At 40.3% G+C, this 22,422-nt stretch carries 23 protein-coding genes; 12 read left to right on the top strand and 11 right to left on the bottom strand.

What is annotated here, in order from left to right; translation table 11 throughout:
* Positions 1 to 111: 111 nt before the first annotated feature.
* The 8 genes from MSWH1_RS10000 (at position 112) to MSWH1_RS09970 (ending at position 9,382) form a co-directional block, all read left to right on the top strand.
* A complete protein-coding gene (locus MSWH1_RS10000) occupies positions 112 to 2,298 on the top strand; it encodes a tetratricopeptide repeat protein (RefSeq protein ID WP_197074588.1) in 2,187 nt (728 codons plus the stop codon).
* Positions 2,298 to 2,549, top strand: a complete 252-nt coding sequence (locus MSWH1_RS20855; RefSeq protein ID WP_082088236.1) for a tetratricopeptide repeat protein — start codon at positions 2,298 to 2,300, stop codon at positions 2,547 to 2,549. The genes MSWH1_RS10000 and MSWH1_RS20855 overlap by 1 nt, the downstream gene beginning before the upstream one ends.
* A 651-nt stretch (positions 2,550 to 3,200) precedes the next feature.
* The gene (locus MSWH1_RS09995; RefSeq protein WP_052722652.1) at positions 3,201 to 4,187 is read left to right on the top strand and encodes a tetratricopeptide repeat protein; all 987 of its coding nucleotides are present in this window, start codon (positions 3,201 to 3,203) and stop codon (positions 4,185 to 4,187) included.
* A 213-nt stretch (positions 4,188 to 4,400) separates the two neighbouring features.
* Positions 4,401 to 4,622 carry a hypothetical protein gene (locus MSWH1_RS09990; protein ID WP_048128159.1) on the top strand — a complete coding sequence of 74 codons (222 nt, stop codon included), beginning with the start codon at positions 4,401 to 4,403 and terminating at the stop codon, positions 4,620 to 4,622.
* Between the two features lie 505 nt (positions 4,623 to 5,127).
* Positions 5,128 to 5,976 (top strand): methanogenesis marker 8 protein, encoded by an 849-nt coding sequence (locus MSWH1_RS09985; RefSeq protein WP_048128157.1) that lies wholly within the window; start codon positions 5,128 to 5,130, stop codon positions 5,974 to 5,976.
* Positions 5,977 to 6,230: 254 nt separating this feature from the next.
* A complete protein-coding gene (locus MSWH1_RS09980) occupies positions 6,231 to 7,466 on the top strand; it encodes a hypothetical protein (RefSeq protein WP_231585641.1) in 1,236 nt (411 codons plus the stop codon).
* A gap of 488 nt (positions 7,467 to 7,954) precedes the next feature.
* Positions 7,955 to 8,194, top strand: a complete 240-nt coding sequence (locus MSWH1_RS09975) for an MTH865 family protein (protein ID WP_048128155.1) — start codon at positions 7,955 to 7,957, stop codon at positions 8,192 to 8,194.
* A 336-nt stretch (positions 8,195 to 8,530) separates the two neighbouring features.
* The gene (locus MSWH1_RS09970) at positions 8,531 to 9,382 is read left to right on the top strand and encodes a methanogenesis marker 8 protein (protein ID WP_048128153.1); all 852 of its coding nucleotides are present in this window, start codon (positions 8,531 to 8,533) and stop codon (positions 9,380 to 9,382) included.
* Between the two features lie 482 nt (positions 9,383 to 9,864).
* Here the strand turns inward: MSWH1_RS09970 and MSWH1_RS09965 are convergent, their stop codons facing one another.
* Positions 9,865 to 10,278: a potassium channel family protein gene (locus tag MSWH1_RS09965; RefSeq protein WP_048128152.1), complete on the bottom strand. Its 414-nt coding sequence runs from the start codon at positions 10,276 to 10,278 to the stop codon at positions 9,865 to 9,867.
* Positions 10,279 to 10,345: 67 nt separating this feature from the next.
* Between MSWH1_RS09965 and MSWH1_RS20565 the strand changes: the two genes are divergently transcribed.
* Positions 10,346 to 10,474 (top strand): hypothetical protein, encoded by a 129-nt coding sequence (locus tag MSWH1_RS20565; RefSeq protein ID WP_255350460.1) that lies wholly within the window; start codon positions 10,346 to 10,348, stop codon positions 10,472 to 10,474.
* Between the two features lie 181 nt (positions 10,475 to 10,655).
* Here MSWH1_RS20565 and MSWH1_RS20205 read toward each other — a convergent pair whose 3' ends face one another.
* The 4 genes from MSWH1_RS20205 to MSWH1_RS09945 all read right to left on the bottom strand — a co-directional run bounded on the left by MSWH1_RS20205 (position 10,656) and on the right by MSWH1_RS09945 (position 13,497).
* A complete protein-coding gene (locus MSWH1_RS20205; RefSeq protein WP_231585640.1) occupies positions 10,656 to 10,964 on the bottom strand; it encodes an ATP-binding cassette domain-containing protein in 309 nt (102 codons plus the stop codon).
* Positions 10,965 to 10,973: 9 nt separating this feature from the next.
* Positions 10,974 to 12,026, bottom strand: coding sequence for an AI-2E family transporter (locus MSWH1_RS09955; RefSeq protein ID WP_048128147.1), 1,053 nt, complete (start codon positions 12,024 to 12,026; stop codon positions 10,974 to 10,976).
* A gap of 409 nt (positions 12,027 to 12,435) precedes the next feature.
* Positions 12,436 to 12,795, bottom strand: coding sequence for a TrmB family transcriptional regulator (locus tag MSWH1_RS09950; RefSeq protein WP_048128145.1), 360 nt, complete (start codon positions 12,793 to 12,795; stop codon positions 12,436 to 12,438).
* A 234-nt stretch (positions 12,796 to 13,029) separates the two neighbouring features.
* Positions 13,030 to 13,497, bottom strand: a complete 468-nt coding sequence (locus MSWH1_RS09945) for a MarR family winged helix-turn-helix transcriptional regulator (RefSeq protein ID WP_048128143.1) — start codon at positions 13,495 to 13,497, stop codon at positions 13,030 to 13,032.
* Between the two features lie 318 nt (positions 13,498 to 13,815).
* Here MSWH1_RS09945 and MSWH1_RS19135 point away from each other — a divergent pair, with 318 nt between their 5' ends.
* On the top strand, positions 13,816 to 13,962 hold the full coding sequence (locus MSWH1_RS19135) for a hypothetical protein (RefSeq protein WP_156148141.1): 147 nt from the start codon (positions 13,816 to 13,818) through the stop codon (positions 13,960 to 13,962).
* Positions 13,963 to 14,267: 305 nt separating this feature from the next.
* Here MSWH1_RS19135 and MSWH1_RS09940 read toward each other — a convergent pair whose 3' ends face one another.
* Both MSWH1_RS09940 and MSWH1_RS09935 read right to left on the bottom strand, forming a co-directional pair.
* Entirely contained in the window at positions 14,268 to 14,918 is a 651-nt protein-coding gene (locus MSWH1_RS09940) for a TrkA family potassium uptake protein (RefSeq protein ID WP_048128141.1), read from the bottom strand.
* Positions 14,919 to 15,085: 167 nt separating this feature from the next.
* Complete coding sequence (locus MSWH1_RS09935; RefSeq protein WP_082088235.1) at positions 15,086 to 16,669, bottom strand: potassium transporter TrkG; 1,584 nt, start codon at positions 16,667 to 16,669, stop codon at positions 15,086 to 15,088.
* A gap of 588 nt (positions 16,670 to 17,257) precedes the next feature.
* On the opposite strand from MSWH1_RS09935, the gene MSWH1_RS09930 reads away from it, so the two are divergent.
* On the top strand, positions 17,258 to 17,542 hold the full coding sequence (locus MSWH1_RS09930) for a ferritin family protein (RefSeq protein ID WP_048128139.1): 285 nt from the start codon (positions 17,258 to 17,260) through the stop codon (positions 17,540 to 17,542).
* A 417-nt stretch (positions 17,543 to 17,959) separates the two neighbouring features.
* Here the strand turns inward: MSWH1_RS09930 and MSWH1_RS09925 are convergent, their stop codons facing one another.
* Both MSWH1_RS09925 and MSWH1_RS09920 read right to left on the bottom strand, forming a co-directional pair.
* Positions 17,960 to 19,069, bottom strand: a complete 1,110-nt coding sequence (locus tag MSWH1_RS09925) for an inositol-3-phosphate synthase (RefSeq protein ID WP_048128137.1) — start codon at positions 19,067 to 19,069, stop codon at positions 17,960 to 17,962.
* A gap of 347 nt (positions 19,070 to 19,416) precedes the next feature.
* Positions 19,417 to 19,689 (bottom strand): DUF1294 domain-containing protein, encoded by a 273-nt coding sequence (locus MSWH1_RS09920; protein WP_048128135.1) that lies wholly within the window; start codon positions 19,687 to 19,689, stop codon positions 19,417 to 19,419.
* 206 nt (positions 19,690 to 19,895) lie between these two features.
* On the opposite strand from MSWH1_RS09920, the gene MSWH1_RS09915 reads away from it, so the two are divergent.
* Positions 19,896 to 20,969 carry a YbhN family protein gene (locus tag MSWH1_RS09915; RefSeq protein ID WP_048128133.1) on the top strand — a complete coding sequence of 358 codons (1,074 nt, stop codon included), beginning with the start codon at positions 19,896 to 19,898 and terminating at the stop codon, positions 20,967 to 20,969.
* A 45-nt stretch (positions 20,970 to 21,014) separates the two neighbouring features.
* Here MSWH1_RS09915 and MSWH1_RS09910 read toward each other — a convergent pair whose 3' ends face one another.
* Positions 21,015 to 21,506 (bottom strand): hypothetical protein, encoded by a 492-nt coding sequence (locus tag MSWH1_RS09910; protein ID WP_048128131.1) that lies wholly within the window; start codon positions 21,504 to 21,506, stop codon positions 21,015 to 21,017.
* A gap of 201 nt (positions 21,507 to 21,707) precedes the next feature.
* A complete protein-coding gene (locus MSWH1_RS09905) occupies positions 21,708 to 22,286 on the bottom strand; it encodes a hypothetical protein (RefSeq protein WP_048128129.1) in 579 nt (192 codons plus the stop codon).
* Between the last annotated feature and the right edge of the window lie 136 nt (positions 22,287 to 22,422).

Below are 22,422 nucleotides of genomic sequence, written 5' to 3'. Positions count from 1 at the left end.
TACGAAAAAGCCTTTAAAAAAATAGGTTCTAAAAGCGGGAAAAAGGCAAAAGCTCTGCTGGAAAAGATAAGCCCAAAAATGACTGAATCCCTTCGAAAAGCGCTTATAAAAGTGTCCAAAAACTCCGAAGATCCAGCCGCAAAAGAGGATCTGCAACAGGAAATCCTGAAATTACTGAGAAAAAACCCTGACCTTGCCAGGGAAATAGAAGTTACTATAAACCTCAATATCGAGAATATTGAAAATATTGATCAATTCGCGGTAGGAAATTACAACACCTTTTTCAATTTTGAAACTCCTTCCGGTGATGAATTAATCAAAATCATCGAATATCTGGATCAGAGAAGAAAAGAAGCATCAAATCAAGAAATCCTGAGCCGCTACAACCCTTCAAATCTCCCCTATTACCCTGAAAAACTGAAGCAATTTGTCACCCAAAATCGAGCTGATGAGTTAAGAAAAGACCTTACATACCTCGAAAACCACCGGATTTTACTTCTCAGTGGAATCGGCGGCGTGGGCAAGTCCACCCTCGCAAGAGCTCTCGTAGACCTCAGACCCGTAAACGTCCCCGAACCTTTCTGGTTCAACTTCAATCAGAACCAGAACGCAAAACTTGGAGACATCCTCGAAAAACTTGCTGCCTACATGAAAGCCCCATATATTGCATCCTTTAAAGCCGAAAGAAGAGAACCAGGAAAAACTGATGTCGACAAACTCACCGGCGAACTTCATAGAAGAAGCGAAGTCTGGCTCATTTTCGATGACCTGAGCACCGTTCTTGAAGATCAACAGTTTACTGACAAAGGAATCGAACTTCTTTTTTCCTCGCTGCGATACAACGACCACAAAGCAAAAGTCATTGTAACAAGTCGGACCCTTCCCAAATTAGAAAATGGAGAAAGTCTTGTCGATGTGATTGAAGGTGAGGAAAAGCACCATCTCAATGGTTTGAGAAAAGAATTTGCAGTCAATTATCTAGTCAGTAACGGGCTCGACAAAGTTGGAACTCAAAAGCTGGAGGAACTGGCTGTAGGTGTGGACGGCCATCCCCTTGCTTTGAGGTTGCTTGTACAGTTGGTAAAAGAATATGGAGCAAATGACATCCTGGAAGATCTGAGCATGTACCGAGATCAGATGGAGGATACAATCTTAAAGGCAAGAAAATTATTTGACAAATTGGCAGGGAATGAAAAAGAATTTCTGGAGCACATCTCAGTCTATCGTAAGCCCGTGGCGATAAAGGCTCTCAAAGCTATGTTCACTGAAAAAACTCCACGAGATTCAGTCTCAAAGTTACTTAATAAATCTTTGCTTGAAACCAACCACAATGGTAGCTATTGGCTTCATCCTCTCATACAAGAATTTGCTTACAAGGGACTGAAAGATATAACGGAAGCACATGCTAATGCCTATATATATTATGTTTTATTTCCACTCCCAAAAAAACCATCCAAAATAGAAGACCTTCAATCTCTAATAGAAGCTCACTATCATGCCTGTAGTGCAGGAAGAGTCGATCTTGCTGCAAGAATTCTTTATCATTCCAATGTATGTGGTCAGTTGGAAATGTGGGGAAACTTCAAAACTATAGTAGAACTGTGTACTCCTTTATTGCCAAATATTTCCCTAGAAGGAAGAATTATTTCTTTAGAATGCCACGGGTATTTTCTTGGAATTCTTGGAATAGCTTGCTTCAAACTTGGAATAGCTGAAGAAGCAATTATACTTATTGAAGAAGCGTTAAAAATCGCAAGACTAAGAGAGAACAAAAAAGGAGAAGCAAATCAACTAGGCAATCTTGGTCTAGCTTATCAACAACTTGGAGACCGCAGAAAATCAATTGAGTATTATAAACAGGTAATAAAGATTACGAAGGATATTAGAGACCAGCTTGGAGAAGGAACCAGCTATGTAAACTTAGGTAATGTGTATTTAGAGTTGGGAGAAATAGAGCAAACGATAATAAATTACAAGAGTGCTGGGCAAATATTCAGATATGTTGGAAATAAAAGAGGAGAAGGAAGTTGTTTTTCAAACTTAGGCATATTATATTCTCAGATTGGAAATATAGATGAAGGTATCGATTTCCTTGAGCAATCACTAAATATTTTTAAAGATGTTGGGGACAAAATAGGAGAAAAAAATCAATATATGAATCTGGGAATAGCTTATAAAAATATAGGAATGTTTAAAAAATCTATAGATTGTTATGAAAAATCTCTAAAAATCTCAATCGAACTAGAGAACAAGAGCGATGAAGGAGATTTGTTAGGGAATATTGGAAATCTTTTTTAATTTGTGGACAAGCAGAAGAAGCAATTGAATATTACGAACAAAGCTTAAAGATTGACAGAGAGGCTAGAAATAAAAGGGGAGAAAGTTTAAGCCTTATAAGTCTAGGAATCTCGTACGCTGCTCTTGGACAACTAGAAAAAGCAATAGAGTTTTTAAAGCAATCCCTGGCTATAGGAAAGGCGATTGAAAATCCGAGGCTAATTAACTTTTGCGAGCAGAAATTAAAGAAACTTGAAGGATCAGATGAATGATTTTGTCTTCTTTTTTAATTTCATGGGAAAAGCCGTTTGCTTCGCAAACGGGGGTTGCCGGGAAAAGATGCAAGTTGAAAACCCGGCCATAAATTAGAATACAAAGAAACAGTGACTTTTTAGCTCAGACTGCAGCAATCAAAAAATTTTGCATTTCAAACCCAACAACTGATAAAGGGATTTACAAAACCACAAGCCAATAATCAGGGAATTTATTCTCTGATTTTCTGTAACTTTTCAGGGAATTTATTCTCTGATTTTCTGTAACTTTTCAGGGAATTTATTCTCTGATTTTCTGTAACTCTTTTTTGCTTACTATTTAATTAAATTCAGACTTTTTTCATCAAAGCAGCAACATTGGAAGTATTGTTTCTTAGAACGTCTGGAGTTTTTACTACAGATCTGCGAGCGGTTTTTTTACTTTCTATAGATTTTAAAAGTGATGGTAATTAAGAGTTTATATTGAAACTTTCGCTGTCTGATCATTATCTTTGAGAAGAAAAAACTTATCTTGTTTAAAAACATTATTAAAAAATATATAATGTGTCTCTGATGGTTTTTAAAAATAGTTATCATGAAGACTACAGGGAAAAAGAAAAGATAAGTGAACGACATGCATAGAATATATAATTTCTATAGGGGGGAACAAGTATGCGGGAAGCAAAAAACAGATCCGTAAATTTTGGATTAACACACAATGATGTAAAAGAAAGTAAAAAAGCAATTGAAATTTGTGAGCTGGATCTTAAAAATTCCAGGGAAAATGGGAATAGAAGAGAAGAGGGAAATAACCTTGGAAGATTGGGTTTAGCTTACAGCCATCTTGGAGAAATAAGAAAAGCTATTGAATATTACCAGCAGGCAGTAGAGATTTTTAAAGAAATAGGTGATAGGCAAGGAGAAGAACTAGCTTTCGAAAATATGGGATTGGCCTATAGCCGTTTAGGAGAAATAGAGAAAGCTATTAAATACTACGAACAGGCCCTGGAAATCTCCCGTGAAACAGGAAATATAGAAAGTGAAGGGACCGTAATAGGAAATTTGGGAATGGCATACGGTTTTTTGGGAGAAACAGGAAAAGCAATTGAATTCTATGAGCGTGCACTTAAAATCGCCAGAGTAAACGGTAACTTAAGAGGAGAACGAAATAATCTTGGAAACCTGGGTAACTTATGCTATCAGGTGGGGGAAGTAAGGGCAGCAATTGGATACTTTGATCAAACTCTCAAAATATCAAGGGAAATAGGGGATAAGCGGGGAGAAGGAGATATTCTTAAGAACCTGGTGATAGCACATAATCGCCTGGGAGAAATGAAAGAAGTAGCAGAATATAGTGAACAGGAACTTGAAATCTTGAGGGAGATTGGGGAAAAATATAAAGAATGTCAAACTCTTGAAAGGTTGGGTTTGACATATAGTTTTCTGGAAGATAAAGAAAAAGCAATTGAACGTTATGGGCAGGCACTCGTGATTTCCAGAGAATTAGGTGACAGGAGACAGGAAGAAATTCTAATAGATAAATTAAGGGATCTAAAAGAAACAAAGAGAACAGATCGCCATTATAAACAGAAAGTCGGAGTTTCAAAGGAGCTAAAAGAAAAAAAGGGGTTTTCGCTTTTTTGTGTGGGCCGAAAATAATTTGTTATCTTGAAATTTGGGGAGACTACACTACCCTCATAACATTGTAAAGGAAATTACTACCTGCCTATCTGCTCAAAGAAAAAGTTTTTTTAAGCAATACGATAAAGGGTTTTGTGTTTGGTGCCTCTGGAATCACTTACTATCAACCTGGTTACGTGAAAAAAGCAACTAAACATTACTAACAGGCACTGAACGTTTCAAGATAAATAAGTGACAGGCAGGGAGAAGGAAATCACCTTGGAAATCTGGGGGACGCATACTATACTAAAAGGTCTGAGAGAGCTTTCTGGGATCTGGGAGAGCTTTCTAGGATCTGGAAGAGCTTTCTGGGATCTGGGAGAGCTTTCTGGGATCTGGAAGAGCTTTCTGGGATCTGGAAGAGCTTTCTGGGATCTGGGAGAGCCGTCCGGGAGAGTCCAGAAAAGCAATTGAATATTACGAACAGGCCCTATTTATAGGAAAAGCGGTTGAAAACCCGAGGATAATTGACTTTTGCGAGCAGAAATTAAAGAAACTTGAAGGATCTGGGGAATGATTTTTATTTTCTTTTTTAATTTCATAGAAAAAGTCGTTTGTTTCACAAACGGAGGTGGTCGGGGAAAGATGCAGGTTGGAAATCCGGCTATAAATTGAAAAACAAAGTAGTAATGACTTTTCATCTCAAATTGCGTTATCTTAAACTACATTAATACAACGAATTTTTCACTTCAAACTCAACAACCATGAAAGTGATTTGCAAAACCACAAACTTTCAAAACCACAAACTTTCAAAACCACAATCCAGATCAATAAAAATTTCTGCAAAAATCCATAAATCGAACCAAAACCCCAAAACCAATAAGCTATTAAATAAGCAACCACAAACTTCACCTGTAATTTTTATCAAATTTAAATTTCTTAACTATTATATTTTTGCTCAATTTTGAAAGGTGGAACTATGCCTCACATAATGGAATTACTGGGAAAAACAAGAGTTGTCGTAAAGGACGGAAAGGTCATCGAAGTCGGAGAGCCTGAAGTTGATTGGTGCCCCCTCTTTGCCAAGATCCGAGGGATCCAGAAGATCACTCCTGAAGAGGTCAAGAAGAATATGGAATTCAGGATCAGCGATTTTGGGATGTTTACGGACAAGCGTCGGCTGGAACTCGAAGACTTTGTAGGGTTTGGAGCATCTGAAGTTATGATGACAGGCCTGAGCAGAGGTTTACTTGACACAACCGTGACCGCCTGTGAAGGTGCAGGAACTGTCATTTCCAATAACCCTACCCTTGTCCAGGGCATGGGAGGCAGGATGTCCGGTCTGGTCGAAACCGAGCCAATCGATGGCATTATAAACGGAATCACGGAACGTGGTGGAATCGTGCTTGACCCCTCAACTGCCGTAATGGACCCGGTTGCAGGTGTGAAAAAAGCAGCCGAACTCGGTTACAAAAAGATCGCAGTAACTGCGGCTTTCGGGGAAATTGCAAAAGAGTTACGGAAGCTTGAAACTGAACTCGGGCTTGATTTGATAGTAATTGGAGTCCATGTTACAGGTTTGAACAGGGGAGAAGCCCAGGTCCTTGTGGAAAATTCGGATATCGTAACCAGCTGTGCTTCAAAACCAATCCGGGACCTTGTAAAGCCTATCGCACAGGTCGGGACTGCCGTGCCACTTTTTGCCCTTACCCAGAAAGGAAAAGAGCTTGTGATCGAAAGGGCAAAGGACATCAAAAGCCCGATTCTGATCAATACAATGGCTCTGCCTGTGCTTCCCGAGCACAAACAGCCAAGGGATCTAATATAAAGCGAAATAAAAACGGTATCAAAACCATTATTGTTTACTTTTTTCTTTACCTATTTCCTTTTTCTTTACCTATTTCTTTTTTCTTTACCTATTTTCTTTTTCTTTACCTATTTCCTTTCTTTCTTTCTTTCTTTCTTTCTTTTTGCGTCAAACAATCCATTCACAGTATTTTTCTACGATAATATTATATTTTTTAGAACTTATGATTGTTATAACTCTGAAAAAGTATTGTCTAAAGTTCCAGGGAAGATGAGATGACCACCATATCAAATGACAAGCCTGCCATAGTGAATGACAACCCTGTCGTAGTGAATGACAAACCCACCATAGCAAATGAAAAAGAGAGTAAAAACAGAACTCTTGAAGAGAGAATTATAATCGAAAAAAACAAGCTTTTGCGTTTTATAAGGGAAAGAAACGATTACATCAGAAATCTGCCTGATACTGAAAAGAAAGCATTTATCGCGTCAATACAGGATATAAAGGAAAGTAAGGGTAAAATAGAAAGACTCCTGTTAAAGAAAGAAACCAAAAGAGGCATTGATGACCTTTTTTTTTCTTTTGAGGATCTTCCTCTTTTCGGGAAAGAATACTGGTTCATGAAATTCACAGCTGATGACGGATCCAGGCGCCAGTTTTTTCTCATGTTCGGCAGGAGTGCGGGCGATATCGAGGTTAACGGCAGGTATGTAGAGAACAGCAGGATAATAAACGACAAAACCGAGGGGTACTGCGTCTCCTGGGCATATGATGAGGTTAAGAGAAACCTCACCGATGATCCGGGGATCATCGAAGTTAAAGATGATAGAGTGACCTGTTCCAGTGAGAAAATGACCGCGGATTTCCATGGGACGTTTCCGAAATATACGCTTGATATTTCAAACAATGGCGAAAATGTCTGCTGTTTAGATATCAGAGAGCCGTCGGATGATAATTACAATTCAGAATTATCTAAATTTTTCAGAGGTTTATTCGGATACAGGTTCGCTAACCTTTATTTTGATTTCAAGGGTGTTTTGTTTGATAAGGAGTTCTCTGGAAAGTGCTATGCACAGAAAGTAATTGTTATCGGGCCACTAATTCCCTGGAAGTGGTCAAGAATTATTTTCAAAAATGGGTCGATCCTGACATACTATATCCCGAATATCGAAATTGTTGGAGTAGAATACAATATACACAATTCAATGGAATTCTACGATGCAGAGACCAGAAAGTTGCACCGCTTCAAGAAGGCAAAAGTGTACGAGTACCCTTCAAAAAAAGGAGACAAAAGATGGGTTCTCACTGCTGAAGAGGGCAGAGTATTCATGGTCACAAAGAGCTATTGCAAGGAGGCTTTCAGCTTCACCAATAACTTCAATTTCAGGTACATAGAGAACCTCGTCGATGTCGTAGATTTCCAGATTGAGACCGAGGAAAGGGTCATAAACCTTGAGGAAACTGGTAGTGGATTGGGCATGGTTGAAGATACATCAGGATTTGTAATATGAATTCGGAGAATGAGCGTTCTTTTTCATGGATTTGAGTATCTTAAGAACGAATATTGGGTCCTGTGAGATTTTGGATCCCTGTGAGGCTCATGTTTCGGTAGTCGGCTTTTCCGACTGGTTTTTCTATTTTTGAGGTTCGGTTTTTAAGGTTCTTTTTTCCTATTCTAGTGAAATTTTATTTCAGTTGGTTTTTAGTATTTGTGCAGGCGGCTGGTAAACAATCGTTTAGAGAATCCGGCACGATATTAATGATTGCAGCCCGAAAGGGCGTCGGGATAATCAGAGGTCTCTGTGATGCACTGGGATACATTAACTATATTTCAATAACGATTAAGTATATATCAATAACCTGCTTATAGGATATTGCAGAATGAATCCACTGGAGGAAATCAAACTGCAAAGAAGTAAAAAGTCCAGATAAATAAAAACCGGAAACCCGGTAAGAAGACAAAATTTGAGGAAAAAATACAAAATTTGAGGGATAAAATATGACTGTAAGAGATGATATTCACGGACAGATTGTTGGCGGCCTTAAAGACGCAAAGTTTCCCATAAACACACCCGAAGAATTACTTGCTGCATTCCCTGCCGGCGCAGACACCACATGTAGATCAGGTGACCTTGCAGTTACTGCGGGAGAAGCAGGCAAACTGCTCACAGCAGCAGATTTCCCATTCAAAGATGCAAAACACGTGGCAGACACAATAGTTGACAGAGCAGGGCTTTAAGCCCTGCTCTCCTTCTTAATTCTTTATTGCTCATTATTCACTTTTCTTTGTGCCTTTTCTTTGTGCCTTTTCTTTGTGCTTTTTCATCAGTCACTTTCCGTTGCTTATTATTCATTATCAATTTTCATTTAAACCCAATTCTATGTGGGTATTGATTCATTCTAACCTGTAGATTAGTCATTTGTTAAGACAAGAAGTAAAACCAGAAAAAGAATCATTAGGGTAAGAATCATTAAGGCTATTAAGGCAAGAATAACCAGAAAAAGAATAATCAAGATAAGAATCACTTATTTTTAACGAATATGACTTAATCCAGTACTTAAAGGGTGGTTTATAATGCCTCATATAATGGAAATGATGGGAAAAGCCAGGGTAGTCGTAAAAGATGGGAAGGTCGTGGAAGTCGGGGCTCCGGAAGTTGATTGGTGCCCCCTCTTTGTCAAGCTGCGGGGAGTCCAGAAGATGACCCCGGAAGAAATCCGGAAAAATATGGAGGCCCGGATCAGCGAGTTAGGAATGTTTACGGAAAGACGCAAGCTTGAATTTGAAACAACTGTTGTTGCCTTCGGCGCCTCCGAAATAATGATGAGCGGCCTCAACAACGGCTTCCTTGAAACAACCGTAACCGCCTGTGACGGTGCAGGAACAGTAATATCCAGCAACCCGGTTCTTGTCCAGGGAATAGGAGGCAGGATGTCCGGCCTGGTAGAAACCGAGCCGATTGATGCGGTCATTAAAGGGATCGAAGAGCGTGGAGGAACCGTACTTGCCCCCTCAACCGCTGCCATCGACCCGGCAGGCGGAGTAAGAAAAGCTGCCGAACTTGGTTACAAAAAAATCGCAGTTACGGTTGCAGGTGCAGAAACCGCTAAAAAAATCAGGGAAATCGAATCAGAACTCGGGCTTGACCTGCTGGTCATTGCAGTACACGTAACAGGTGTCAGCCGGGAAGAAGCTCAGGGTCTGCTGGATAACTCGGACATTGTAATCAGCTGTGCCTCAAAATATATCAGGGAACTTGCAAAGCCTCTTGTGCAGGTTGCAGCTGCGATCCCTCTCTTTGCTCTCACGAAGAAAGGAAAGGAACTTGTGATTGAGAGGGCAAAAGATATCGAAAGCCCGATTTTGATCAATACCTCACCCCTGCCGGTTTTGCCGGAACATAAACAACCGAAGGAATTGATTTAAGATCAGTATCATTCCAAAATTTCGCTCTTTACAGAGGAAAGGAAAAGAATCTTGATTGAAAGGGCAAAATAGATAAAAAATTTATTTGTGATTTATGTTACCGGGTTGTTCAGACTGCTTATTTCTGGCAGCCCGGATCCCGGAGATTGTATCTAAGAGCAGCAACCCATCATTGCTTATTTCTTTCTCCGTATTTTAATTATTATTCCGTTTTTCAGTCACGATTGAGCTCTTAATGTTACAAATTTAGGATTTCCAGTTTGAAGAAGTCTTGAATCTTGATAAGCTGCTGCTGAGAGGGTTGGTTTCCAGGTAGTGATTGGTTTGTTTTTACTTTTTTGAACTTTTGGATGGTTTGCTGTCAGTTTTTGTCGGTGATCATAGGGTCTCCAGAGAGTTGAGTGTATATTTACCTGAATATTTAAGTCAGGAACTGTAAGAACAGGTTTTGTAATGAGTCAGAACGAATTTTGTAATGAGTTTTATCTTTTTCTCTTCAACTTTCCAATCACACCAGAATAATCAAGCTCATTCTCAAATTTCTCTTTTATCTGTGTCCTTTTCTCCACACGTTCTATTCTTCTATCTATTAAAAATTCTCCAATTGGTGTAATAAAACCAAAAAGAATTCCCAGCCCGAGGAAAATATAGATCATAGTAAAAATTTTCCCGGAATCAGTTTGAGGTGTAAAGTCCCCATACCCCACAGTTGTCAGTGTGATAACCGAAAAATAGAGAGAATCAAGCCAGCTCCAGCCCTCAACAGAATGGTAGAAAAAAGTCCCCATAGTAAGGGTAATAATAACAAGAACCAGGAGGGAGCGGAACTTTGGATCTTTAAGTAGCGTTCTTAATGCTCTTACAATTACTATTATCGGCAAAAGAAACTGAATCATAGCCTTTTCCCCCTAATATGTCTTCCTTCAAGGATTAAATAGACATCTATGGGGGATAACCCGTGATTTGTATATCGAGGATGAAAGCACACCAAGCACCAGGGCAAAAAGTGTAAGTGTACTCAAAGCCGGCATAACCTTCTCGAGAGCGGACAGCAGGGTCCAGACAAGCATCAGAGGTAGCACAAAAGGATAAATTATTTTTCCGAGTCTTTCGTCACTTCTTTTAAGGTCAAGGGAATCTTTTGAAACAAAGGCTGCGTACCTGTATGAACTCAGATACCTGCAAAGCTTTGAAAAAGAGTTGAAGAAGCTCTTTTGCGCCTGTGGGAAGTCGATTTTCAGGAAAATAAGCGATAAAATAGAAGGAATAAGGATCAGAATACCTGAAAGCAGGAGCTGGTTTTCGGATGGAACAAGGAAAATGGAAAGGCTTGGAAGGTTATAAAGGGTACTCTGATTAAGGTTTTCGGATATATGGAGCAGGAGACTCCTCCAAGTTCCCTGACTCGCAGGGGATCTTCCAGCACATTTATCCCGTGTAATTTAAGGGTGTCAGAGTTTGGCTTTATCTGCCCCGTAAGCATTTTGATAATAGTTGTTTTTCCGGAGTCGTTTGGGCCCAGGTTTTTTATCCTGCATTTAGAAAGCCCTTTTTTCATAAAAACTGCTGATCTCCGAACCATAAAAAAGCCTTAATCTTCACAATATATATTTACCAGTTCTCGGTACGACTCTCGAATAATTATTTTATATAGGATGTATATAGGGATTGCGAGTACCATCCCAAGGGGGCCTAACAGTTTGGAGGCGGCAAGAGTTAGAACCACACTTAAGAGTGGGTTAATATTCACTTTTCCCGAGATCATGAATGGAATGAGGTAGAGGTTGTCAATAAGCTGGGCAATAATAACTGTTATCACTGCTAAGAGAGCTGTCATCGGACTATCAATATAACCCACAATAACCGGAGGAATTGCCCCAATAAGAGGGCCGATATACGGAATAATATTTAGAAAGCCTGCCAAGATGCCAAGAAACAGCCACCCTTCAAGGCCTCCCAGATAAAACCCTATACAACAAATCAACCCTACAATAGTAGACTCAAGCATTTTTGCACTGAAGAAATCTTCAAGCTCACGACCCATACTTTTTAAGGCTTTTGCGATCCCGTCCGCATGTTCTGGAGGAGCATAATTCTGGATGTAGTTTTCTATTTTATTGTGGTGCTTGAAGTACACACTAAACATGAGGGGGATTATCAATACTCCAGTAAAAAAATAATAAGAGACCTTTGAAACAGTATCTGCAATCCCGGAAAAGATGGTGTTCCCTATTTTTTGCAGGTCCTGGGGTTTAATAACGCCTGAATCCGTAAGCTTTGAAAGTTCGGACTCATGTTCGGAAAAAAGGGCTGAAGCTCCACTTGCGTAGTCCTGCTGTATATTACTGAAATCTCCTATAAAGACTCCAAGACTCTGTACCTGGCTACCCACAAGGAAGAGGACGGCAAGCCCTGCACCGGTAAGAAGGACTAAACCTACTGCTTTTCGATTGCAGTTTGGAAACCTGTCCATGAACCTGTTGAATACTTTTATCACTTTTTCCGCGATCAGAATCAAGACTGCACCTGCAATAAGGACTATAAAAATATCCTCAAAATAGAAGAGTATCGCAAAAAACAATATGAAAAGTATGGTTGTTAATGCCAGAAACTGCCATATGTTCCGGTTAGTACTGAGGGGCATGCACTTCTACCTTTAAACTCTTATTTGGTTTATTGATGTAAAGTTTTTAGATAAGTTTTTAGATAAGTTTTTAGATAAGTTTTTAGATAAGTTTTTAGATAAAGTTTTTAGATAAAGTTTTTAGATAAAGTTTTTAGATAAAGTTTTTAGATAAAGTTTTTAGTGTCCAGATAATTCTTTTAAAATATAAATTAAAGTTTCTAGTTTAGATAAGTTTTTAGATAAAGTTTTTAGTGTCCAGATAATTCTTTTAAAATATAAATAATAGTTCCTTTCAGTTCGTTGAAGTTCAGAAATTAAAAATTGAGGTATATAAAAAATTGAGATATATAAAAAATTGAGATATATAAAAAATTGAGAAATGTATTTTTGCACTGGTTGAGAAACAAAAAGTTTTCCCTTTTTCTCTTCAGACCCTGAGCCTTTCCCCATTGAAACTTTCTGAAGCAAAGTTATTGCTTCCAGGAGTCAGGGAATTCAGTTCACTGGCGATTTTGCTTAAAGAAAGCATGAAATCTGCCCTTATCCTTAAAATGAGCACTTCTGGTTGCACGCAGCAAAAAAGGGTTGGTTCGCCTTCAATTATCCTGACGTAGCCTTTTTTCTCCATTCCTCTGAGGGTTCCATAGATTTTAGGTCTTGGGACTCCTGCATTTTCGGCAATCTCACTTGCTTTTGCCTGTTTTAGGCAGACAAGTGACGCATAAACCTTGGCTTCATTGCCTGTAAAACCAAGTTTCTGAAGGTTATCAATAAGCTTAAGAGTCATTCAGGTTTCCTCCGTCTTTCACGTTGTAGAGATGTGCTCTATCTGGTAATCTTCATAATCTAATGGTTCCAATCGTTCAATAATTTCATATAGCCGATAATTCTAACCAATAATTTTAACCAATAATTCTAACCAATAATTTTAACCAATAATTCTAACCAATAATTCTAACCAATAATTTTAACCAATAATTCTAACCAATAATTTTCTATAACCAGATTGCAGTCACCTTATTCAAGCAGCCTGGCTGGCATCTATTTTCTGCAGGAGTTTTACCATAGTTTCAAGGCTATGCATATACTCCTCAACGTCTTTATCATCAACAAACTGAAGGATTTCATCAGCCATTTCGGTGGTAATCCGGTTTAAACAATTATAATAATCAAACCCTTTTTCAGTGAGGGAAACAAGCACCTTTCTCCTGTCATCGGGATCTGTCTTTCTGAACACAATTCCTTTCTTTTCCAGGTCATCAACCATCCTCGTAAGGCTGCTCTTTTCCATGCCGGTGTATTTTCCAATCGTTGAAGGCATAATTTCTCCTTCTATTCCTATGATTTTAATTACCAATGGCTGGTTCTTGCTCAGTTCCCTGAACTTACCTGCAATTTTACTTTGAAAGGTCTGCTCAAAAATCAGATTATTGAGAGCATCTCTTTCCATTGACAGGAGAATTATCTTACTCAGTGTTGCCTCATCCATTTTTAATCATCCCTTTTTCACGGAGTCTGCCAGGCTCTGACTCGAAGAATTTGCTTATAATTATTTGGAACATAATGAATTATCATAAAAACACATTGAATATTCAATTATTCAAAATACGACAATTAAAATATCAATTATTGATAAATCAACTAATAACTAATTATATTTAAAGATTTTGATACTTCCCTAAATAAAGCTTCAAAATGAGAATAAAACTAAAATGATTAAGATAAATGCCAAAAAATCAACACGTTATAAGATGCCTCCGCCAGCTTTTATGGCAACCCTTTTAAAAAGAAGAAAGACGAAAGAAGAATGAAGGAAGACGAAAGAAGAATGAAGGAAGACGAAAGAAGAATTCGAGAAGAAAAAGCAGTAAAAATCAATAAAATAAGACATGACCTCAATTTTGCTTCATGGCTCTTATTTTTAGTCTTTTGGCATGAAAGTGCTTTCAAGTAATTTCATTTATTTGAGCTTGTTATCCAAGAAATTTCATGCATGTTTTCTTTTTTTTGATTTTTTGGAAAAGCCGCTCTCCCGCATCGAGCGTGACAAAAACGGTTTGATACAGTGAATAAGGTTGTATCGATCAGAAAGCTCTTAAAATAAGTTCGCTTGAACGAATCCCCCTGCTAAAACCCATAAAGTAGTCCTCTTGAGCGCAGCGAAAAGGACTGCGGGCTGTTGCACTTGCAGTGCAACTCCCAGAAAATATCCGATTTCCTGAGATCCCAAATCGCAATTCGGGCGAGGCGCAATTCGGGTTATGTTTCTCGAAGTTTCTCACAAACCCTGTCTATATTCCCCGAACGTGTGATTATGAGAAGCTCGTCTCCTTCTTCAAGCTTCGGGTCTTCCCGTGCAAGGATAAAGTCAGTTTTCCTGTAAAGCCCAATACAGTCAGTATTTTCTGGAAACTGGACTTCTGAAATCTTTTTGCCGGCATGCTGTTCCTCTGTAATGAAGCTGATTACACGGACGTCAGCCCTGATAAGGTTGCTCAGCTCGATAGTATCAATTCCGCGCAGGGTATCAGAAATAATGGTTGAGGAGATATGAGGCGGGTTAATTGCAGAGCTAATCCCCAGCTTTTTTGCAATTTCCATAAACTTTGTATCATCGGTCTTGACAATGACCCTTTTAACTCCTGCTTCCTGTGCAATCAGACCTATCAGAATATTGTCCTGGTCATGGTTGGTGCAGGCCACAATTGCATCCGTTGAATCCATTCCTGCTTTTTCAAGAATGTCCGGGTGGGTGCCCTCGGCATTGATCACGGTGCAGTCGAGTTCTTCAGCAAGCTGCCTTGCAATTTCTTCTTCCTTTTCTATAAGGACAACCTCATTTCCCTGCTGAATCATCGTGCGGGTCAGGTGCATCCCAAGGGAACTCGCTCCAATAATGATTACTCTCATTTTTTCTTTCCTTTACTTTCCTTTACTTTCCTTTATTATGACCTTTTTCTTTTTTCGTAGCCTTTTTGTTTTTTCTTAATCTTTTAACTTTTCTATTCTCTTTTAACTTTTATTACTCTACCGCTCTCTTCTAATCTATTCTACTCTCTTCTTCTAATAAATTTCTTTCAGGTTGCATCTTCCTGGACTCTGTTTTCCTCGGTTTTGACTCTGTTTTCCTCGGTTTTGACTCTGTTTTCCTCGGTTTTGACTCTGTTTTCCTCGGTTTTGACTCTGTTTTCCTCGGTTTTGACTCTGTTTTCCTCGGTTTTACTCTTTTTCTCAAGCCACGTCCTGGGCAGAAGCAGGATGAAGAGCGGAATTATCTCTACCCTCCCAAGCAGCATATCAGAACAGAGCACAAGCTTGAGCAGGGACGGCATTCCGGGAGCTGTTACGCCTGTTGACAGCCCTGCCGTAGCCAGAGCACTTGAAGTCTCAAAAATAGCATCTGCTGAATTTATGCCGTAAAGCATGAAAATGAAAGCTGATAACACGAGCACAACTGAATAAAGCAGCACATAGGTCATGATGCGGTAGACTTCGTCGGAATCAAGTACCTGTGACTTTACCTTGAGAGGGGTAATTGCTTCCCTGGGGAGGAAAAAGCGGTAGAAAACCAGTCTTATGAGCTGCACGATTACAATCAACCGGAAAAGCTTAATCCCGCCTGTAGTTGAGCCTATGCTGCCTCCGATGCACATAATTGCACTGAGAAAACCTTTTGAAGCGTCTGAAAGGGGAGCCAGGTCTATAGTGGAAAAACCGGTCCCGGTAAGGGCTGAGATTACCTGAAAAGCAGCATCAGGAAGCATATGAAGTAGTTCAAGCCCACCTGCTTCTCCTGAAAGAGTTAAAGCAAAAAGGGCTGTCCCGAGTACGGAAAGTCCGAGCATGTACCTTACCTGCGGATCCCTTATAAGCGCCCCGGGGTCCTTCAGGACTTCCGGATATAGCGAAAAGCTGATTGCACCCATTATGCAGGAAACTGTTATCAGGAACGGGATCAAAAAGCCCCCATATGCCCCGATGCTAGCAGTCTGCGTTGAAAATCCACCTGTAGAAATCGCACTCAGGGTATGGCAGATAGCTTCATAAAAAGGCATGCCGCTGAGGAGCAGGAGTGTCAGTGAGAACAGTGTTAGGGCAAAATAAACCGTACCAAGGGTCCTGGCAGTTGTAATTACACTGGGGCGGATTCGGCTTTCCCCGAAGTTTACTTTGTAAAGCCTGAATGCCGTAGTCCCCGGGCGGATAAGGATTCCAAGCACAAGCACGATTATGCCTATTCCTCCTACCCACTGCAGCCAGGAGCGGGTGAAGAAAAAGAGCCTTGTAGGAGAAGGCGGGGCAAGGCTCAGGCCTGTTGTTGTCAGGCCTGAAACACACTCAAAAAAAGCATCCAGAAAAGGCATTCCGGTGAAAAGCGCCATTGGCACTGCACTAACTAAAGAACAAAGTGGAAAAGTAATGGCTGCAAGGATCAGGGCTTCTTTTATTTCAAGTTCAAAATCCGGAAGCACTTTGTGGAGTATAACCCCCGTTACTGCAGTTATAAGGGCACTGCCCCCATAAATTATAGCCGCAGTTGTTTCCCCGAGAACAAATGCTGCAAGCATAGGAACAAGCAGAACTACTGAAAAAACTTGCAAAAGATGCCCTGTGTACCTCAGGACAGCAAGGGGGTTTACCGGAGAAACAAGCTCATACATAAAAACCAATAATATTTTTTTATTTATTTAAGGCTGTTTAACCCTGGAATCAAGTTGTCATATTTTGAAGTATTAAATTGAACCTCATCGGTCATCGGTTAAACAGGAATCATTATCAAATTGTATCGATTTCCACAAAGTTTGTCAAATTGTTCAGCGATATTAAGCTGGAGTTTAATATCAATTTCAGTTTAAACGCCAAGATTTGGGCTTGATTTTTTCTTTGAAATCGAGATCATCAGCAAGAAAATTCCTTAACCGATGACCAATGAATTGAACCTGCCTAATCCTTATGTCTGCAACTTATTGTAGAGAAAAGAGTGAACTACCTATCATTGAAATGACAGGCATCTGGAATTTCAAAGAATAAAAAGTGGAATACCTTGGTTTGAAAGTGCGATGAAAATTTGAAGAGTTTCAATGACAGCATATTTTAATGACCCTCTATACACATTAAATTAATTAATGTAGGAGTGAGATTGTTAAAAACGACATGCTAAGAGCCAACTGCATAACTCTTATTAAATTAGATGTTGGTAAAAATACTTATCATTATACTTCCATACACAGTAAGCAGGGGTGAATAAATTGTTATCAAAAATTCCTATAGATCTTGCGAATGTATCTGAAGACGATATCGATAAGGAAATCCTCAGGGCCGGAATTATTGCTGAGCTTGATGCCGTAAATCTTTACGAGCAAATGGCAGCCCTTACTAAAAATAAGGATATCAGAGCAATTCTCCTGGATATAGCAAAGGAAGAAAAAACACACATAGGGGAGTTTCAGACGCTGTTACTCCGGTTCGATACCCAGCAAAAGGACGAACTTGAAGCCGGAGCTGAAGAAGTAGAAGAAGAGCTGTCTAAATAAACAGCTAAAGGAAGAGCTGTCTAAATAAACAGCTAAAGGAAGAGCTGTCTAAATAAACAGCTAAAGGAAGAGCTGTCTAAATAAACGGTTTGAGGGAAAACTATCCAGATAAACAGCTGGATAAATTCTCTGATTTTTAATTCTTGTTTTCAGTTTCCCCTCTCAATTTACTTTATCCCTGTATCTGGAAAGGTTTTTTGTTCCTCTTGAGCAAAGTTCAGTACCATCATCCATAAATGAGTCTTCTTGAACGGAACGAAGTGGAGCGAAAAGGACCGCGTACTGTTGCGATTACATCGCAACTCCCAGAAAATCTCCGATTTCCTGCGATCCCAAAGCGCAATTCGGGTGAGGCGCAATTCGGGAGATGCAATGATGTTTTTTCAAAAATATCAACCATGTAAAGGTGGACAACCGTTAATTTTGATTCCCTGCAATAAATTCTTCAATCATACGGTATGCCTCATCATCCGGATACTGCATTGGAGGATGTTTCATGAAATATGCAGACGGCTGATAAAGAATTCCGCCTTTTTCCCTATCAAGTGCCAGTTTGCAACACCTGATAGCATCAATTACGACCCCGGCAGAATTTGGAGAGTCTTCTACCGAAAGCCGGAGTTCGAGGTTCATGGGCACATCCCCGAAGAGTTTTCCTTCTATCCGCAGGAAACAGACTTTATTGTCTTTCTGCCAGGATACATAGTCACTCGGACCCACGTGAATATTTCCGTTTTCAAGCCTCTCGGCAAGCACGGACTGGACGGCTTCGGTTTTCGAGATTTTTTTGGATGCAAGCCGGTCCCGGTTTAGCATATTAAGAAAATCAGTATTTCCACCGGTGTTAAGCTGGTATGTTCTTTCCAGCTTTACTCCCCTTTTTCTAAAAAGGTCGGCAAGAGTCCTGTGAACTATGGTCGCTCCGAGCTGGGACTTGATGTCATCGCCAATTATAGGAAGCTTCTTTTCTTCAAAGCGTTTTGCCCATTCAGGGTTGCTCGCAATAAAAACAGGCATATTGTTGATAAAGGCACAGCCGGCTTCAAGGGCGCATTCGGCATAAAAACAGGCAGCTTCTTCGGAACCTACAGGCATGTAATTTACAAGGATCTCGGCCCCTGAATTCTGCAGGATGCTTACGATATCTTCTTTTGTCGCACCTTCACCTTCCACAGGCAGAAACCTGCATTCCTCCGGATAATTGAGAAGGTGCTCGGAACAGCCGTCCAGAACCCTTCCCAGGCTTACCTTAATACCTGTTTTCGGTATATCCGAACAGAAAACAGTTGTGCAGTTTGGAAGAGTAAATATTGCTTCTGATACGTCTTTTCCAACCTTTCTCCTGTCAATATCAAAAGCTGCTGCTACGTCAATGTCATATGGTAAGTAGCCTCCGAGATCCCGATGCATCAAACCGATTGAATCTGTATTCTCTTTTTTTCTGTAATACTCAATCCCCTGTATAAGTGAACTTGCACAGTTCCCAACTCCTGCAATGGCAATTTTTATCCTGTCTTTACCTGTCATTGAAACCCCCCAATAAGCTCAAAATAGTATAAGATATCTTTATTCCCCGGCTATCTTTATTTCTCAGTCCCCAATTTATCTGCAGTTCCCAAAGCCAATCGCCAGAGTGCACCCTCATCCAGGACAAGGAATGAAAACTGTGATACCTCTTATCTTATGAAGAAAATACTATAAAAAACATTTTACAAAAAAAAGAATTAATGTGACACCGTATGTCCAGCTTTTATATGCGGTTTCGGTTATTCCATGATGTTTACGACTTTTATACCTTTTATAATCAATTTATGCTCTTAACAGACGACTTTAACAGAATCCAGGTATAAAAAGCGTTACAGGTTGCTGTAGATTTACAGGTCCATCCAGAGCATCAGAAGAAGGTGAATTCCAACAAAAACCGGCACAGAGTACCTGAATAGGGGCTTCTGGGTCTTATGCCTGAACTGCGTCATTCCCAGCCATGCGCCGATCGGCCCGAAAAGGGAAATAGCCAGCAGGGTTTTTTCCGAGATTCGCCACATTTTCCTTCTTGCTTTATATTTGTCCATCCCATACAGGGCAAATGAGGCTGCGTTAAGGGCAGCATAAACAAGAGGGAAAAGAAGGTAAAAAGTCTCTAACATGGAAAAGAATTCTCATTAATAATAATTAAAGGCTGTGATGATTTACAGGAAACAGTTCCATACTTACTTCATCGCATGAAATAATTACATCCTTAATTCATCGAATTTATCTTATATATCACAGGCTCTTGTCCTATTAATGTCAAAGGTTCTGGCAGAATATACAAAATAAGATGAAAACGGATACCAGGTTCAGAGGATTATATATGGAGATTAACGGGCAGGAAGATTTGCAGGTGCCGGAAGATAAAGATAGAAACCATAAAATCCTGGTTTTACCTCCACCCTTTGTCCTGAAGGTGAGCCGTTACCTTCCAACCCTTATTTTCCTGGGACTGGCTGTTCACCTGATCCTTCCACAGCTTGCTTCAGTCGAATCATCTCTTCAGGTAATCAAGACAATGGCTCTATGGGCTGTACTGCTCGCTGCTTTTGCCGAGATTATAAGCTACATCGGATACGGGTACCTCATAAATTCAATTCTGAAAATCGTAGACCAGCGCCTCTCCGTCTTAGAGGGAGCTTGCATAACCCTTGCTGCTGCCAGCATGGGGATGCTGGCAGGGGGCACTTTAGGAAATGCAGCAGCTACTTACCGCTGGGTCCGAAAATCGGGAGTGAGTGCAGAAGGCTCAGGGCTTGCAGGTACACTGCCCACCATATTCAATAATACAATTTTAACAATACTGGCAGCAGCCGGAATAGTCCACCTGATCTTAGTTCACGAACTCTCAACTATGCAGTTTTACGCCTTTCTCCTGATCCTTACAGTACTGATCCTTGGCATTGTGGCCGTAAGCTGGGGAAAAAACCACAGATCTGATTTTACAGCCGTAGCTTTGAGAATAGCGGCTTCATTTTCAAGACTTCAACGCAAGCCTTACACCCCCACTTCAACTGAAAACTCTATAAGCAGGCTCTTTGCAGCCCTTGACATGCTTCACAATGGGGGTTGGCAGCTCCCGGCATTGTTGGCAGCCTTTTCCATAGTTCTTGATGCACTGACACTCTACTTTTTCTTTATAGCCGCCGGGCATCCGGTAGGGTTCGAAGTTCTGCTTATAGGATACGGACTCCCTTTACTCTTCGGTAAAATGGCTTTTGTAATTCCGGGGGGAGTCGGGGTTGTAGAGAGTACGATGGCTGCTCTGTATACCGGACTTGGAGTGCCGGCCTCAGTTGCTGTTGTTGTCGTGCTCGGATACAGGGTCTTTTCTTTCTGGATTCCTACGATTGTTGGTTTTCCGATTGCTTTTTATCTGCAGAGGAAATTAAGTTAAGATAAATCTGAAGTAAAATCGAATGTGAAATTAATATTCAGTATCTTAGTGTCTTTCTACTTCTAGGCTGCGGAGAATTTTAGATGAAACCGCCATTCCCATGCAGGTGTCCAGTGTTGTCGAGGACATTATCCCTATTACCTTTCCTCCCTGCACGATAGGAGAGCCGCTATCCTCCGGCTCCGGCATATCATGGCACTGAAAGCCCAGGAAAAGCAGTGAAGCCCCTGAATTAACCACCCTGCAGTAATGGATAGTATGGGTGTCATTGACAAGCTCAGCCAGCTCAAGCTCTTCCGGACTGCCAAATTCGGTGGTTTCAACCTTAGTGCCGGGAGGAAGCTCTATCAGGGCTAAATTATGGTCTTTCAAAGTTCTGGTAACAACAAGTTTCATTCCATTAACTGTTAGATGGTCATCTTTCTCCCGGAATATATGGGAAACCGTAATCATGTAAAGCACTCCTTTGAGCGAGATTATAGCGCCAATAGTGCCGCGTTTTCCATTGTGAAAAAAAGAACAGCCTGCTTTTATCATAGGCTTTAACCAACCTGCCTTTTTCGCCTGGACATAGTTAATGGTATTTCTGGAGTTTACGGTGAACTACCCCGCTTTAGAGTTAAATTTGGTTTCACTTATATTGGTGGTCAGTTTGTATTTGATTGATATTATATATCTAAATATGTACTAATATTATGGGTAAAAGAGGCCCAAAACCACAATTCACTGATGTTTTTCTTAAAACCCGAAAAAAGCCGAAAGTTTTGTCTGTTTAATTTTCTGGACTGCTTCTTTTTGTAGGGCTTCTTGTAGTTCTTCCTGTTCCTGTACCTTTTCTACCTTCGCGCCACTTTCCGAAATATCATCTCTAAAATTGTCTTCATTTTCCGGAGCCAGCGAACTCCTGTAATATTGCATTGTCCTCTCCTGCCAGTTGCCAGGGAGCAGTAGAAACTTCATGCCCCTTTTTTGCTCATTCCATTCCCATACTTCGGAGTGGTAAAAAATAGCTGCTAACTGGCTTGAGAGCTGGGCATAAGGAACCTCTGGCCTGAGTCTGTACAGGAATTTACCTATGCCATCTTTTTCAGTTCCCAGATACAGCTTTGCTGCATCGTTTGCCAGGTCTTTCCATTCCCTGTCCTGCATGAAGCTTTGGAGTTTGTCCAGGTGACTGCAGCTAATTTTATCAATCCTGGGGAAACAGTCGTTCCTGAACTTCCTTTTTACAAAAATGTTCCCCCGGCTATCTATCCGCCAGGAAAAAACCTTCTCTTTTGTTCCGAGGGTGTGGGATGCAGACCAGAGGGCAGACATGGAGGATTAATCGGATTTTGAAATATAAAAAATTGTTTGTTGTCTGTGGAATTGTACCTGGACGAAAAAGAGCAGTCAAAGCTCTCTTTTTCAGTACGAATATCAGAAAAAAGGATTTTTACGGTTACAGAAGGCT

This window comes from Methanosarcina sp. WH1 (assembly GCF_000970005.1).
Taxonomy (GTDB): Archaea; Halobacteriota; Methanosarcinia; order Methanosarcinales; family Methanosarcinaceae; genus Methanosarcina.
Note: the sequence above shows the minus strand (reverse complement) of the source record. Positions and strands in the feature narration are given on the sequence as shown.

What these genes read in the sequence shown, in the direction of transcription:
- MSWH1_RS09995 (WP_052722652.1), top strand. Translation starts at nt 3,201, where the DNA reads ATGCGGGAAGCAAAAAACAGATCCGTAAATTTTGGATTAACACACAAT.
- MSWH1_RS09985 (WP_048128157.1), top strand. Translation starts at nt 5,128, where the DNA reads ATGCCTCACATAATGGAATTACTGGGAAAAACAAGAGTTGTCGTAAAG.
- MSWH1_RS09980 (WP_231585641.1), top strand. Translation starts at nt 6,231, where the DNA reads ATGACCACCATATCAAATGACAAGCCTGCCATAGTGAATGACAACCCT.
- MSWH1_RS09975 (WP_048128155.1), top strand. Translation starts at nt 7,955, where the DNA reads ATGACTGTAAGAGATGATATTCACGGACAGATTGTTGGCGGCCTTAAA.
- MSWH1_RS09970 (WP_048128153.1), top strand. Translation starts at nt 8,531, where the DNA reads ATGCCTCATATAATGGAAATGATGGGAAAAGCCAGGGTAGTCGTAAAA.
- MSWH1_RS09965 (WP_048128152.1), bottom strand. Translation starts at nt 10,278, where the DNA reads ATGATTCAGTTTCTTTTGCCGATAATAGTAATTGTAAGAGCATTAAGA.
- MSWH1_RS20205 (WP_231585640.1), bottom strand. Translation starts at nt 10,964, where the DNA reads ATGGTTCGGAGATCAGCAGTTTTTATGAAAAAAGGGCTTTCTAAATGC.
- MSWH1_RS09955 (WP_048128147.1), bottom strand. Translation starts at nt 12,026, where the DNA reads ATGCCCCTCAGTACTAACCGGAACATATGGCAGTTTCTGGCATTAACA.
- MSWH1_RS09950 (WP_048128145.1), bottom strand. Translation starts at nt 12,795, where the DNA reads ATGACTCTTAAGCTTATTGATAACCTTCAGAAACTTGGTTTTACAGGC.
- MSWH1_RS09945 (WP_048128143.1), bottom strand. Translation starts at nt 13,497, where the DNA reads ATGGATGAGGCAACACTGAGTAAGATAATTCTCCTGTCAATGGAAAGA.
- MSWH1_RS19135 (WP_156148141.1), top strand. Translation starts at nt 13,816, where the DNA reads ATGAAGGAAGACGAAAGAAGAATGAAGGAAGACGAAAGAAGAATTCGA.
- MSWH1_RS09940 (WP_048128141.1), bottom strand. Translation starts at nt 14,918, where the DNA reads ATGAGAGTAATCATTATTGGAGCGAGTTCCCTTGGGATGCACCTGACC.
- MSWH1_RS09935 (WP_082088235.1), bottom strand. Translation starts at nt 16,669, where the DNA reads ATGTATGAGCTTGTTTCTCCGGTAAACCCCCTTGCTGTCCTGAGGTAC.
- MSWH1_RS09925 (WP_048128137.1), bottom strand. Translation starts at nt 19,069, where the DNA reads ATGACAGGTAAAGACAGGATAAAAATTGCCATTGCAGGAGTTGGGAAC.
- MSWH1_RS09920 (WP_048128135.1), bottom strand. Translation starts at nt 19,689, where the DNA reads ATGTTAGAGACTTTTTACCTTCTTTTCCCTCTTGTTTATGCTGCCCTT.
- MSWH1_RS09915 (WP_048128133.1), top strand. Translation starts at nt 19,896, where the DNA reads ATGGAGATTAACGGGCAGGAAGATTTGCAGGTGCCGGAAGATAAAGAT.
- MSWH1_RS09910 (WP_048128131.1), bottom strand. Translation starts at nt 21,506, where the DNA reads ATGATAAAAGCAGGCTGTTCTTTTTTTCACAATGGAAAACGCGGCACT.
- MSWH1_RS09905 (WP_048128129.1), bottom strand. Translation starts at nt 22,286, where the DNA reads ATGTCTGCCCTCTGGTCTGCATCCCACACCCTCGGAACAAAAGAGAAG.